10 protein-coding genes are annotated in these 12,859 nt (G+C 59.5%); 4 read left to right on the forward strand and 6 right to left on the reverse strand.

Annotation, left to right across the window (positions count from 1 at the left end; translation table 11 throughout):
* Nucleotides 1-8: 8 nt before the first annotated feature.
* Nucleotides 9-914, reverse strand: coding sequence for a 16S rRNA (cytidine(1402)-2'-O)-methyltransferase (gene rsmI / locus HF257_RS24920; protein WP_185708399.1), 906 nt, complete (start codon nucleotides 912-914; stop codon nucleotides 9-11).
* Between the two features lie 176 nt (nucleotides 915-1,090).
* Here rsmI and HF257_RS24925 point away from each other — a divergent pair, with 176 nt between their 5' ends.
* The 4 genes from HF257_RS24925 to HF257_RS24940 all read left to right on the forward strand — a co-directional run bounded on the left by HF257_RS24925 (nucleotide 1,091) and on the right by HF257_RS24940 (nucleotide 4,537).
* Nucleotides 1,091-2,902, forward strand: a complete 1,812-nt coding sequence (locus tag HF257_RS24925) for a penicillin-binding protein activator (RefSeq protein WP_185708398.1) — start codon at nucleotides 1,091-1,093, stop codon at nucleotides 2,900-2,902.
* Entirely contained in the window at nucleotides 2,902-3,273 is a 372-nt protein-coding gene (locus tag HF257_RS24930) for a YraN family protein (RefSeq protein WP_185708397.1), read from the forward strand. The genes HF257_RS24925 and HF257_RS24930 overlap by 1 nt, the downstream gene beginning before the upstream one ends.
* 92 nt (nucleotides 3,274-3,365) lie before the next feature.
* Nucleotides 3,366-3,959 (forward strand): phosphoheptose isomerase, encoded by a 594-nt coding sequence (locus tag HF257_RS24935; protein ID WP_007904374.1) that lies wholly within the window; start codon nucleotides 3,366-3,368, stop codon nucleotides 3,957-3,959.
* Nucleotides 3,956-4,537 carry a BON domain-containing protein gene (locus HF257_RS24940; RefSeq protein WP_185708396.1) on the forward strand — a complete coding sequence of 194 codons (582 nt, stop codon included), beginning with the start codon at nucleotides 3,956-3,958 and terminating at the stop codon, nucleotides 4,535-4,537. Before HF257_RS24935 ends, HF257_RS24940 begins: the two co-directional genes overlap by 4 nt.
* Before the next feature lie 69 nt (nucleotides 4,538-4,606).
* Here HF257_RS24940 and HF257_RS24945 read toward each other — a convergent pair whose 3' ends face one another.
* From HF257_RS24945 to HF257_RS24965, 5 genes are all read right to left on the reverse strand, one after another.
* A complete protein-coding gene (locus tag HF257_RS24945) occupies nucleotides 4,607-5,374 on the reverse strand; it encodes an OmpA family protein (protein ID WP_185708395.1) in 768 nt (255 codons plus the stop codon).
* A gap of 232 nt (nucleotides 5,375-5,606) precedes the next feature.
* Nucleotides 5,607-6,251, reverse strand: coding sequence for an MBL fold metallo-hydrolase (locus HF257_RS24950; RefSeq protein ID WP_185708394.1), 645 nt, complete (start codon nucleotides 6,249-6,251; stop codon nucleotides 5,607-5,609).
* 131 nt (nucleotides 6,252-6,382) lie between these two features.
* Nucleotides 6,383-9,112 (reverse strand): LuxR C-terminal-related transcriptional regulator, encoded by a 2,730-nt coding sequence (locus HF257_RS24955; protein ID WP_185708393.1) that lies wholly within the window; start codon nucleotides 9,110-9,112, stop codon nucleotides 6,383-6,385.
* A gap of 189 nt (nucleotides 9,113-9,301) precedes the next feature.
* Nucleotides 9,302-10,666 carry a DUF1329 domain-containing protein gene (locus tag HF257_RS24960; RefSeq protein ID WP_185708392.1) on the reverse strand — a complete coding sequence of 455 codons (1,365 nt, stop codon included), beginning with the start codon at nucleotides 10,664-10,666 and terminating at the stop codon, nucleotides 9,302-9,304.
* A gap of 44 nt (nucleotides 10,667-10,710) precedes the next feature.
* On the reverse strand, nucleotides 10,711-12,582 hold the full coding sequence (locus HF257_RS24965; RefSeq protein WP_185708391.1) for a DUF1302 domain-containing protein: 1,872 nt from the start codon (nucleotides 12,580-12,582) through the stop codon (nucleotides 10,711-10,713).
* Between the last annotated feature and the right edge of the window lie 277 nt (nucleotides 12,583-12,859).

Raw genomic sequence — 12,859 nt, forward strand, 5'->3', positions numbered from 1 at the left:
CCCCGGAACTATTCGGCTTTCTGTTTATCCAGCGCAACTTGATACAACACATTCTTACGCACCCCGGTAATTTCCGCAGCCAGGGCCGCAGCGCGCTTAAGAGGCATCTCCTTGAGCAACAGATCCAGGATGCGCATCGCCTCGCTGCCCACCGCATCCTCACTTTCCGGCGCCGTCCAGCCCGCCACCAACACCACACACTCGCCGCGCTGCTGATTACTGTCGCCTTCGACAAAAGCGCGCAACGCTTCCAGAGGCAAGCCCTTGAGGGTTTCAAAGGTTTTGGTCAACTCACGCGCCAGAAGCGCCAGGCGCTCGCCACCGAAGACCAACTCCATGTCCTGCAGGCATTCAAGAATACGGTGCGGGGCTTCATAGAAGATCAGCGTGCGCGGCTCTTCTTTTAAAGCTTGAAGGCGCGCGCGACGCCCCACAGCCTTGGCCGGCAGGAAGCCTTCGAAGATAAACCGGTCGGACGGCAGGCCTGCCGCCGATAAAGCCGCAATCAGCGCGCAGGCTCCCGGAACAGGCACTACATTGATACCAGCGGCACGCGCCTGGCGGACCAGGTGGTAGCCAGGATCGGAAATCAGCGGGGTGCCAGCATCAGAGATCAACGCCACATCATCACCAGCCAACAGACGAACGATAAACCGACTGCCCTCTTCACGCTCGTTGTGCTCGTGGCAGGCCGCCAGCGGAGTGCTGATGCCAAAATGCTGCATCAAGCGTTGGGAGTGTCGCGTGTCTTCGGCTGCGATCAATTTGACGTCGCGCAACACCTTCAACGCCCGGGCGCTGATGTCGTCCAGGTTGCCAATCGGCGTCGCCACGACAAAAAGCGAGCCTGCAGTGGAATTCAAAGGACCTGGAGCAGTCAAAACGCACACCTCGATGATTGGCAAAAGCCGCATTGTAACGCGTAGAAGCCTTGAAAATATGCCATCACGGCCGATGCCTTTTCAGCCGCTGATCGCCAATTGCAACATTTGCACGACCTAAATCGACGGTTTCACGCCAGTAACATCGCGCCTGGGCCAGTGCTTGGGTACAATTCCACGCTAATTTGATCGGTATCAGGAACACTTACATGATCGCTTGCCTGCGGCTGCTCTCCGCCCTCTGCCTCGCTGCCTTGTTGGCCGCGTGCGCCAGCTCGCCCTCGTCCAGCCTTGGCGACCTTCCACGGACCCCAGACGCCAGTATCGAGCAACTGCTCGAACAGGCCACTACCGCCAAGACGCCGGAAAAGGCCGCACTGCTGCGCCTGAGTGCGGCAGACATGGCCTACAAGCAGAACAACCCAGGTCGCTCGTCGCAGATTCTTGCGCAAGTGCCGCTGGATGCTCTCAAGCCAGCCGCGCAAGTATTTGCCAGCACCCTGGCCGCTGAACTGGCCATGGCACGCAACCAACCCAAGGCTGCATTAAGCGCCTTGAACCATCCGAGCCTGCAAAGCCTTAAAGACCTGCCGACTGACCAGCAGATCCGCACCGGCACCGTGCATGCCCGAGCTTATGAAGCGGATGGCCAGACCCTGGCAGCCGCCCGCGAGCGCGTCGCCATGGCCCCGCTGCTCACCGGCGATGCTGCCAGCACCAATCACGAAGCCATCTGGGCATTGATTGCCGCCCTGCCTGCCGAACAATTGCAAGCCAGCGGCAACCCGACGCTCGACGGCTGGATCAGCCTGGCCCAAGCGGTCAAGGGCGCCGGTACCCTGGAGCAACAACAGGCGGCCATCGATACCTGGCGCGCGCAGAACCCGGGCCATCCGGCGTCGGTGCAACTGCCACTGCCGCTGACCAAGCTCAAGGAACTGGCCAGCCAGCCGCTGAACAAGATTGCGGTGCTGCTGCCACAGGACGGCCCGCTTGCCTCCGTCGGCAAAGCGCTGCGTGAAGGCTTCATGGCCGCTCACTACCAGGCTGAACAAGCCGGGCAGAAGCCGCCAGTCATCGAGTTTTATGACAGCTCGCGCCTGACCTCTCTCGACGATTTCTATGCCAAGGCTCAAGCCGCTGGCGTGCAACTGGTAGTCGGCCCACTGGAGAAGCCGCTGGTCAAGCAACTTGCTGCTCGCCCACAGCTGCCAATCACTACGCTGGCGCTGAACTACAGCGAAACCGACCGTAACCCACCCCAGCTGTTCCAATTCGGCCTGGCCGCCGAAGACGAGGCCCGCGAAGTGTCCCGTCGCGCCCGTGCCGACGGCCTGCACCGCGCTGCCGCGATGGTGCCGCGTGGCGAATGGGGTGAGCGTGTCTACAAGGCCTTCCGCCAGGATTGGGAAGCCAACGGCGGTACCGTGGTAGGCGTCGAGTACGTCGACCAGCCGGTTGCCTTGGCCCAGCAAATTGCCGACCTGTTCCAACTGCGTAAAAGCGAAGGTCGCGCCAAGAGCCTGCAAAGCACCGTCGGTACTGATGTAGCCGCACAGCCGTCGCGTCGTCAGGACATCGAGTTCATCTTCCTGGCCGTTACTCCGCAACTGGCCCAGCAGATCAAGCCGACCCTGAACTTCCAATACGCGGGCGATGTGCCAGTGTACGCAACGTCCCACGTGTTCAGTGCCAGTGGTGACAAGAACCAGTACCTGGACATGACCAACGTGATGTTCTGCGAAACCCCTTGGCTGCTCAACACCACCGACCCGCTGCGCAACCAGGTTGCCGCGCAATGGCCACAAGCCAACGGCAGCCTCGGCCGCCTGTATGCGATGGGTGTCGACGCCTACCGCCTGGCGCCACGCCTGGGCCAGCTCAAGGCACTGCCGGATACCCGTGTTGACGGCCTGTCGGGCAGCCTGGGCATCAGCGCCAACCAGCGCGTTGATCGCCAGATGCCTTGGGCGAAGTTCGTTGGCGGCGATATCCAGCGCCTGCCAGACACTCCGCGCTGATGCCCGAGCGGTCCAGCGCGCAAAGCGGCAAGGACGCCGAACTTCAAGCGCTGAAACACTTGCAACAACAGGGTCTGCGCCTTCTGGCGCAGAACTGGTTGTGTAAACGCGGCGAGCTTGATCTGGTCATGCTTGACGGCGATACAGTAGTATTCGTCGAAGTCCGCTACAGAAAACACGCACAATGGGGTGGCGCGCTCGCCAGTATCGACGAGCGCAAGCGTCAGAAACTGATACTCGCCGCGCAGTTTTTCCTGCAAAAAGAGCATCGCTGGGCCGACGCCCCCTGCCGTTTCGATGTGGTTGCCATAGAAAGCACACCGTCTGGTCAAGCTGATCTGAACTGGCTCAAAAATGCCTTCGACAGCTGATTCGCCGGACATCTTCACCACACACTTTTGCTCTTTGCTTTGCGGGCTGCACATTCCTGTGCCAATCAGCCGCGCTACTTAAGGTCACACAGATGGACATGCAATCCCGAATTCGCCAGCTTTTCCAGGCCAGCATCGACACCAAGCAACAGGCGATGGACGTACTTGCACCGCACATCGAGCAAGCCAGTCAGGTCATGGTCAACGCCCTGCTCAACGAGGGCAAAATGCTCTCGTGCGGCAACGGCGGTTCGGCTGGTGATGCCCAGCATTTCTCGTCCGAGCTGCTCAACCGTTTCGAGCGTGAGCGCCCGAGCCTTCCGGCCATTGCCTTGACCACCGATTCGTCGACGATCACCTCGATCGCCAACGACTACAGCTACAACGAAATCTTCTCCAAGCAGATCCGCGCCCTGGGCCAACCGGGCGATGTACTGCTGGCGATTTCCACCAGCGGCAACTCGGCGAATATTATTCAAGCGATCCAGGCCGCACATGATCGCGAAATGATTGTCGTAGCATTGACCGGGCGCGATGGCGGCGGAATGGCCTCGCTGCTGTTGCCCGAAGACGTGGAAATTCGCGTTCCGGCCAATGTCACCGCACGTATCCAGGAAGTCCACCTGCTGGCGATCCACTGCCTGTGCGATCTGATCGACAGCCAACTGTTTGGGAGTGAAGAATGACCGTTAACCGCCTCAGCCTTTTGGCCATCACCCTGTGCCTCGCTATCAGCGGCTGCAGCACGGCAATCACTGCAACACGTGATACGCCAATCCAGGACGATAAAGGCACCCGCACCTTCGGCAGCAAGATCGATGACTCGCTGATCGAAACCAAGGTGGAAGTCAACGTCGCCAAGGCTGCGACCGACCTGGGCAACGGCGCTTCGCGCATCGTCGTCACCAGCTTCAACGGCGTGGTGCTGCTCGCTGGCCAAACACCGCGTGCCGAGCTCAAGGCCCAGGCCGAACAAGCCGCATCGGCCGTGCAACGGGTGAAAAAGGTGCACAACGAATTGCAGGTGATGGACCCGATCACCTTGCTGGCGATCAGCAACGACGCGCTGCTGACCACCAAGATCAAGGCCCAGATGCTCACCGATAACGCCATCCCTGGCTCGCGCATCAAGGTCGTCACCGACAACGGCATCGTCTACCTGATGGGCCTGCTGACCCAGGCAGAAGCCACCCGCGCAGCCAACCTGGTGCAAGGCGTTTCTGGCGTGCAGAAGATCGTGAAGGTGTTCGAATACATCGACTGATGTAAACGCCGCCCACCAAAAAGGGCGCCGTGCATTGACTGCACGGCGCCCTTTTTTTGTGGCTGACGCTTATTGGTATTGCGAGTACGGGTTGCCCTGGAACTGGTTGTTCTGTTGCGGCGCCTGCGCACCTGGCTGGCCGTACTGCTGGCCGGGGATCGGGCCGAGGTTCACTTCGACACGACGGTTTTGGGCACGGCCGTTGACGTCGGCGTTGCTGGCAATCGGGTTATCCGGGCCGGCACCGCGAGCCGTCAGGTTGGCCGGGCTCACACCCTGGGAAGTCAGGTAATTGGCCACGCTCTGCGCACGACGCTGGGACAGGTCCATGTTCAGTTGGCGGCTACCAGTGCTGTCGGTATAACCGACGATCTGGATGGTGTTCTGGTTGAACTGCTTGAGGGAATTGGCCAGGTTGTTCAGCGGCTGGTAGAAGCTGCTGGAGATCGCGTCCGAGTTGGTGGCGAAGGTAATGTTACCCGGCATGATCAACTTGATCTGGTCACCCTGGCGCTGCACTTCAACACCGGTATTGGCCATGCTTTCGCGCAGTTTCTTTTCTTGCTGGTCGGCGTAGTAGCCATAGCCGGCTGCACCAGCACCGGCAACAACGGCACCAATCAGTGCGCCCTTGCCACGGTTGTTATGGTCGATGGCAGCACCTGCCAGTGCACCGGCCAGGGCACCCAGGCCACCATACTTGGCGGTCTTGCTCATGCCGCCGGATTCATTACTCGCCTGCCCCTGGCTGCTGCCGTCATAAGGATTAGGAGAGGCGCAGCCAGACAACAAGGCTACGACGGTAGCAACTACAAGCAGACGACGCGGAGTGAACATGAAGGAAGCTCCTACTTTTGCATTCTGTGATGCAGAGGACATTGGCAATGGACCTGTGCCGAGCTTGGAACACGATAAACGGCAAAAATTCCGTGTGCGACAGGCATCAGCTCTACAGCAGGTGAGCACACTAAAACCCTAGCAGACACATCCTGAACGGGAAATGTCATTTTCTCTGTAAGCATCGTCGGAAGGTCGTCACTGGGTATCCGGAACAATACCCGACCTCCCCTTAAGCCCTGACAAATGGGTTCTCGCGCATTTCGTCCCCCAGGCGTGTGTCAGGTCCATGACCCGTTACCACAGTGGCACCTTCATCCAGCGTGTACAGCCGCTGCTTGATCGAACGCACAATGGTCGCCTGGTCCCCGCCCCACAGGTCGGTGCGCCCCACACCGCGCCGGAACAACGTATCACCGGCAATCAGCAGCTTGGCATCGGCAAACCAGAAACTCATCGAACCCGGCGTATGCCCCGGGGTGTGCAATGCCACTCCGCACCCACAGGAGAGCTCTTCATCATCCTCAAGCCAGCGATCCGGCGAAGGCACCGGAGTGTAGGGCACGCGAAACATCTGGCATTGCATTTCCAGGTTATCCCAGAGGAATTGATCCTCCTTGTGCAGGTGCAACGTGGCACCGGTTTTCTCCTTCAACTGGCCGGAGGCCAGGAAGTGATCGAGATGGGCATGGGTGTGGATGATGCTGACCACCTTGAGGCCCAAGGCATCGAGGCGCGCCAGGATCAGTTCGTGATTGCCACCAGGGTCGACCACGATGGCTTTCTTGGTGATTGGATCGCCGATGATGGTGCAGTTGCACTGCAACGGGCCGACGGGAAAGGTTTCGCGGATGAGTGTCGGCTTGGCGGTTTCCATGAAGGGTCCTCTTGCGCAAATGAAATGTCGCGTGCGGACGAATATCGCCGCATCCATTGCACTATTAAAACAGACTGGAGCCGCTTCGCTGCCCACCGCGAGAGTGTTCGCTCACTGCGGATGGCCACTCCTCAACCTATCAACCGCAATTCCTGCGCCCGCGCTACCGCTTGCGTTCTGCGCTCCACCCCAAGTTTGCTGTTGATATGGCTGGCATGGGTCTTGACGGTGTGCAGGGAGATGAATAACCGATTGCTGATTTCCTGATTGGAACAACCCTGGGCAATCAGCTGCAGCACCGCCAGCTCGCGGGCGCTCAAGGTTTCATGAGTGGGCGCAGCCTCGGTCACCATGACCGTCGGCAACAGCGCCAACAGGCTCTGGTTCAGCAGGCCGTGAGGGTCTTTGCCGAGCTGTTCACGCATCCAGTCGGGGTAGTTTTCCAGTAGCCGCTGGAAGGGTTGCAGGGCTCCGCCCGCCCCCGCCTCCAGCGCCTGTGCCACGACCGCACGCGCCTTGGCCTCGTGGCTACTTTCCAGCAGTAGGTGCGCCTGCTGGGTAAGGGCCATGAGCGCGATCATCTGGCGCCCGTCTGCATGGGCCTGCTGCGCCAGCACCTCAAGGCGCTGCAGCGCTGCATCGGTCTGATGCCGCGTGGCGTCCAGCGCGGCCTGCTGCAAGCCGATATGTTGTGGCAGATGAGGATGAAATTCTGGCGCCGCTGCGGCCTGTTCGCCGTTGTAGGTTTGACCCAGGCGAGTTAGCCAGGCATCAGCCAGGTCGGTACGCCCCTGGGCCAGCCACAGCTCGCACTTGATCAGGGTAATCATCGCCAGGTAATAGATCGGCGGCACGTCCCAGATGTGCATCAAGCGTTCGGCCTCGGCCAGCTCGGCGAAGGCCTTGGGAAAGTCATTGCGCCGCCCTTCAAAGTTGGCGATCACGCAATGTCCGATCAGCACACTGATATCGCGGCAGGCTCGCGCTTCCGCCAGGCCAGCACGCAACCGGACGATCCCGGCTTCAGGCTGGCAGCGCGCCAATAACAGGTAACCTTCGTAAAGCGACAGCCGGGCACGTACCGCGTACAGCCGTTGCGGCGCCAGGCCGTGCAAGCGTTGCAAGCCCTGGCGTACTTCGTCCAGGGAGCGCAGGATTTCGCCGCGCGCTTGCAGTACCCGCGCGCGGTCGTAATGGGCCAGGGCTTCAAACAGTGGATTGCCGACGCGCTGTGCCAGCTCCAGGGATTCTCGGTTCAAGCCGCGGGCACGCCACAAATCGGCATCGACGATGGCCAGGTTGGAGAGCGTCGACAGGCACATCAAGCGTTGGCCATAGCGCCGTTGCGGCAGGCTTTCCAGGGCTTCGGTGCAATAGCGCTGGGTCAACTCGCGGTCACCTCGGCCTCGGGCGATGATCCCGCTGAGCGCCAGCCATTGGGCCAGCATCGATTTCTGCGCGGTAGCCGACGGCGCAGGCAAGAAGCGGCTCAGGTAGCTGGATAACTCCTCTGCAGCATCCAACTGGCAGGCCAGGCCCAGGGCCCAACTGTAGAGCACGATCAAACGCGGCGTGCTGATCAACAGGCTGTCGGGCAAGTCCATTTTCCATCGCAGCAGCATGCCGACATTCTGCTCGGCCAGCAGTTGCTCCTCGGACAGGTTCTGCACCAGGTTGGCCGCCACATCCAGATGGCCGGCGCGCAATGCCTGCTCTACGGCCTCATCAATCAAGCCCTGGGCGTTGAACCAGCGGCATGCGCGCAAGTGCAGGCTGGCAGCCGGCAATACGTTGCTGCTGGCACGACGGGTGCGCAGCAAGTCGGAAAACAAATGGTGGTAACGGTACCAATGTCCTTGCTCATCCAGCGGCACCAGGAACACTTGGTGGGCTTGCAAATAACGCAGGATCTCGGCGCTGTCATGGGCTTCACGCACGGCGTCGCAGAGTTCGCTGCAAAAACGGTCCTGCGGCGCGGTGTCGTAAAGAAACGCCTGCACTTCGGCTGGCAGGCAGTCGATGACCTCTTCCAGCAGGTAATCGCGGATCAGCCCTTCCCCACCATGCAGGCTCTGTGGCAGGGCGCCTTCGTTGCCGGCTTCGGAAGCCGCCAGCAACCAGAAGCGCAGGCCGGCGACCCAGCCTTCGCTGCGGCGGATCAGATTGTCGAGGGCCTCACCGCGCAGCGAGTTGCTATGGCGATCCAGCACCGCCATGGATTCGTCATGGGTCAGGCGCAGGTCTTGCTCATGCAGCTCCAGCAGATGCCGCGAAAGACGCAGCCGCGCCAGATGCCAGTCCGGTCGCTGGCGGCTGGTCACCAAGACAACCAAGCCATCGGGCAAATGGTTGAGAAAGAACTGCAGGCAACGGTCCAGCACCGGGCCTTGGGCCAGATGGTAGTCATCCAGCACCAACAGCAGCGGCGCGCGAGTAGACAAGTGCACGGTCAGTTCATCGAGCAGGCCATCAAGCCACTCTTCAAACGCGAAAGGTTGGTGGCGCTGGCGCATTTTCAGCAGGCCCAGGGATTGGGCGCCGAGTTGTGGAAAGAACTGTTGCAGGCCGTCGAGCAGGCGCTCAAGGAAGCGGCCTGGATCACTGTCCCGTGAGCTCAGGCCCAGCCACAAACTTTGCCAATGAGCCGGCAGGCCCTGGCAGAACTCGACTGCCAACGAACTCTTGCCGAACCCCGCCGGCGCGCTGACCAGCAACAATCGCCCGTCCAACCCGGCACTCAGCCGTTCGCACAGCCGCGGTCGCAGCACGTAGCCGTCAGGCAGCGGTGGCCTGTAGAAGCGACCTTCCAGAGTCGGAATGACCGCACTGGCAGGCCCTTGGATTCGGGACAGATCAGTCATCGCCGGGCTCTTGTAGAAGGCTGTTGTCGGCATTGCAGATGTCCGCAGACTAGCGGTAAAAGCGGCGGGTTTGTAGATCTTTGCAACATTTGCCTGAAAAAGAACTGCGACAAAAAAATTCACCTCCACAAAAAAGCCCCGAACCAGTCGGGGCTTCGCCAGCGAGGATGCGGCCTCGCTCAGCAGGCGTTAGCGAACACCATCCTGGCGCAACGCAGCCGGGGTGAAATCGCTGGTGGTGGCGGTGAAGCCGAAGTCATAGGCCTGCTTCTCTTCGTTCTTCATGCCCAGGGCCAGGTAGCGGCCGGACTGCAGGTCGTAGAGGGTTTCGAGGGCGTACCACGGCACTTGCTTGTCGTAGTAGTTCTCGGCATGCGCTTCGGCGACACGCCACAGTTGGCCACGACCGTCGTAGTGGTCGATCACCGCCGCTTGCCAGGTGTCTTCGTCGATGAAGAAGTCACGCTTGGCGTAGATGTGGCGCTGGCCTTCCTTCAAGGTCGCGACCACGTGCCAGACGCGGCGCAGCTCGTAGCGTGCCAGGTCTTGGTTGATGTGGCCGGCCTTGATGATGTCGGCGTACTTGAGCTTCGGATCGTCGATCTTGTAGCTGTTGGAGGCGATGTAGATTTCTTTCTTGCCCTCCAGCTTCCAGTCGTAGCGATCCGGCGCACCGTTGTACATGTCGAGGTTGTCGGAAGTACGCAGGCCGTCGGCGGCGGTACCTGGGCCGTCATACGACACTTGCGGTGCGCGGCGCACACGGCGCTGGCCGGCGTTGTAGACCCACGCCGAACGTGGCTCCTTCACCTGGTCCAGGGTTTCGTGCACCAACAGCACACCACCGGCCAGACGCGCTGGCGCGGTCACTTGCTGCTTGAAGTAGAACAGTACGTTGCCCGGATTTTTCGGGTCGTAGTCCTTCATCTTGTCGCGGAATACGAACTGGTCCTTGAAGTACACCAGGCTGAACGAGCCGTTGGTTTGCGGCGTGGCCTGGGTTACCAGGCGCGTCACGCTGCCACCGCGATAACGGGTGATGTGGTTCCAGATCACTTCCACGCCGCTTTTCGGGATCGGGAACGGCACTGCGGTTTCAAAGTTCTCCAGACCGTTGCCGCCGGACACCAGGTTGGTGTTGGTGGCGTTCTTCTTGATGGAAGCGAACACGTCAGCCGGCACTGTGGCGCCGCGATGGGTCGCGTAGACCGGCATCTTGAAGGTGTCCGGGTAACGCTTGAACATCGCGTATTGCCCCGGCGCCAACTTGTCCTTGTACTGCTCGACGTTCGCCGCAGTGATAGTGAATTGCGGTTGCTCACTGGCGTAAGGGTTGGCCAGGAAACCACGCGCGTCGACGGCGCCGGCGTTGGTGGGCAATGGCGACCATTTAGGAATGGTGCCCGCTGCGTTGCCGGCCATTTCGGCACCCATCGGGGTCAGCGTCGTACCCAGCTTGGCGGCTTCATCCGCCGACACTGCCGCCATGACGTTGCTCGCCAGGATCGACAGCCCAAGCACACCCACGTGCAACAGACTTTTAGTTATTTTCATGTTCTGGTTCTTCCTGAAAATGCATGCATCTGAAAAGAGTGTGCTTAGAAGTTCACGCCGGCGCTCAGCGCGATGAAGTCACGATCGTCTACAGTGCTGAAGTCTCCACCGAAGAAGTTGGTGTAGTTCAGGCTAACGGTGTAGGTGTTCTGGTACTCGGCATCCAAGCCAAGACTGACGGCTTTGCGACCTTCTTCAAAGTTGCCGCCTGGGCCTGGCGAGTAGCCTTTCACGTCGTGGGACCAAGCCACGTTGGGCTTGAGGTTTACGCCGGCGAAGACGTCCGGGTATTCCCAGATGGCGCGGGCGCGATAGCCCCAGGAAGTCGCAGTCGTGAAGCCATCATTGTTGCAGTTGGTACTGCGATTGCTGCTATCGGCACCTGGGCCCGCACCGGCAATAGTGTTGCCGTTGAGCGTCGGGCAAAACCCATTGGGCAGAGTACCTGGACCGAAAACGGGGTCTCGGCCATAACGAACTTTATTCTTACTTTCCAGGCCGCCCACATGAGTCACGCCAACTTCACCCACCATGGTTAGGCGGCTGGCCCCCATAACCTGATCAAAGAAATGAGTGAAGGTTGTCTGGAATTGGCTGATTTCCTTGCGGTTATAGCCATTGACCGTCTGGCCGGGAGTTCCTTTGATAATAGAAGCATTGCCCAAGCCCAGGGCTGTCAGTGGCGTCACACCCGCATAGAGGATATCAGTCGAGTTGATCTGCACCGGTGCATTCGGACGATAGCTGAGCTCACCGCTCCAAGCCGTACCGGTAGGTAACGTGGTGGAGAAACTCAGACCATACAGACGAATATCTTCGGGATACTCGATAAAGTAATTGGAGTTACCCGCAACAATAAGAGGACGCAATTGTGGCGGTAACCCAGGAATCACTCCCGTATATGCCGATTGAGGAGCCCCTTGGGCACTGAAGATCGGCGCACGGCTGTGATAGTTCATGAAGTAAGCACCGAACTCTGTGTCCAGCGGCTCGAAGTTGTAGTGAAACGCCACGCCGAACTGGCCGCTGTCACGAGCATCGCGGTCGCCGCTACGACGGACCAATACACCTTCGTTGTTGATATCCACTCCATTGTTTGCCAACAACGGTAACAACGGAGACGGGATGGTACTGCGCTTGTTAAGTACCCGCAGATTATCCTTACAGCCATCGGATACGATGTCCGGCTGCGAGAAGAACGTTCCGCAGTTATCCGTTACCGTCTGATCCCATTCCAACTGATAAAACGCTTCCGCCGACAAATTATCCGTCAGGGTTTGCGACACATAGAACATGTTGACCGGGATCAAACCTTCCTTGATTTCTGCGCCCGGACGACGGAACGCCGACACGTCGATCGGGTTGATGGAGTTGATGCCGCCGCCAATGAAGGTACTTTCACCCCAACTCACCACCTGCTTGCCGAATCGGACGTTCCCAGGCAGGTCTGCGATGCTGTAGTTGTGGTAGATGAACGCATCAAGTATCTGTCCTCCCGATGACTTGGCGCCCTCTTTGCGGTTGTTGTTGCTGACGTTCTTGAAGTCCAAGTCTTCGTTTTGCAGCGCGAAGTCATACCAATACTTGCCACGCACAAACACACCGGTATCGCCGTACTTCAATTCAAGGTCATGGATACCTTTAAAGATCTTCGAGAAGGAATCACCCTTGTCGAAGTTCAGGTGACCGTCATCCGAGGTCTGCGACAACCCCTTGCCGCCATTGTTAACGCCAATCAGGTCTTTATTGCGTCCAGCAGTCGACCAACTCGCCCCCACCGACAGGGAAGAGTCAAAGCTACCTTCGATTTCACCGATGTTGAAACTGACGCCGAATGCGGGCCCGGCGAGCGTAGAGGCGAGACTGACGGCCAGGGGCAATCTTGCCCGGCGCCAGAACTGGTTTACTGAGGTCATCGACGCTACTCCATGTGCATTATTGTTATGGCAGAGAGTTCTTTCTTGTGGATGCATGTAACGGCCGGAATACAACGATTCCAATGCCGCTCGGCAGCCGAGCCCCCATGGCCCGAAGCGGAACATCCTTGAAAAACTCTGGAAGGGACTATAGCCAGCAGGGGGTAGTGCTTGATCCCTCTAAAGTGTGATTTGCATCACCGACCCGTCTGCCTCAACCCTTTCGCCACACCGACGAAGGCCGGCGCGGCAAGGATGGCTGAAAATCGGCAAATCA

The sequence above is a fragment of the Pseudomonas cremoris genome (genome assembly GCF_014230465.1).

Coding starts and splice junctions, on each gene's coding strand:
- HF257_RS24945 (WP_185708395.1), bottom strand. CDS start 5,374: ATGTTCACTCCGCGTCGTCTGCTTGTAGTTGCTACCGTCGTAGCCTTG.
- HF257_RS24930 (WP_185708397.1), top strand. CDS start 2,902: ATGCCCGAGCGGTCCAGCGCGCAAAGCGGCAAGGACGCCGAACTTCAA.
- HF257_RS24940 (WP_185708396.1), top strand. CDS start 3,956: ATGACCGTTAACCGCCTCAGCCTTTTGGCCATCACCCTGTGCCTCGCT.
- HF257_RS24960 (WP_185708392.1), bottom strand. CDS start 10,666: ATGAAAATAACTAAAAGTCTGTTGCACGTGGGTGTGCTTGGGCTGTCG.
- HF257_RS24955 (WP_185708393.1), bottom strand. CDS start 9,112: ATGACTGATCTGTCCCGAATCCAAGGGCCTGCCAGTGCGGTCATTCCG.
- HF257_RS24965 (WP_185708391.1), bottom strand. CDS start 12,582: ATGACCTCAGTAAACCAGTTCTGGCGCCGGGCAAGATTGCCCCTGGCC.
- HF257_RS24935 (WP_007904374.1), top strand. CDS start 3,366: ATGGACATGCAATCCCGAATTCGCCAGCTTTTCCAGGCCAGCATCGAC.
- HF257_RS24950 (WP_185708394.1), bottom strand. CDS start 6,251: ATGGAAACCGCCAAGCCGACACTCATCCGCGAAACCTTTCCCGTCGGC.
- rsmI (WP_185708399.1), bottom strand. CDS start 914: ATGCGGCTTTTGCCAATCATCGAGGTGTGCGTTTTGACTGCTCCAGGT.
- HF257_RS24925 (WP_185708398.1), top strand. CDS start 1,091: ATGATCGCTTGCCTGCGGCTGCTCTCCGCCCTCTGCCTCGCTGCCTTG.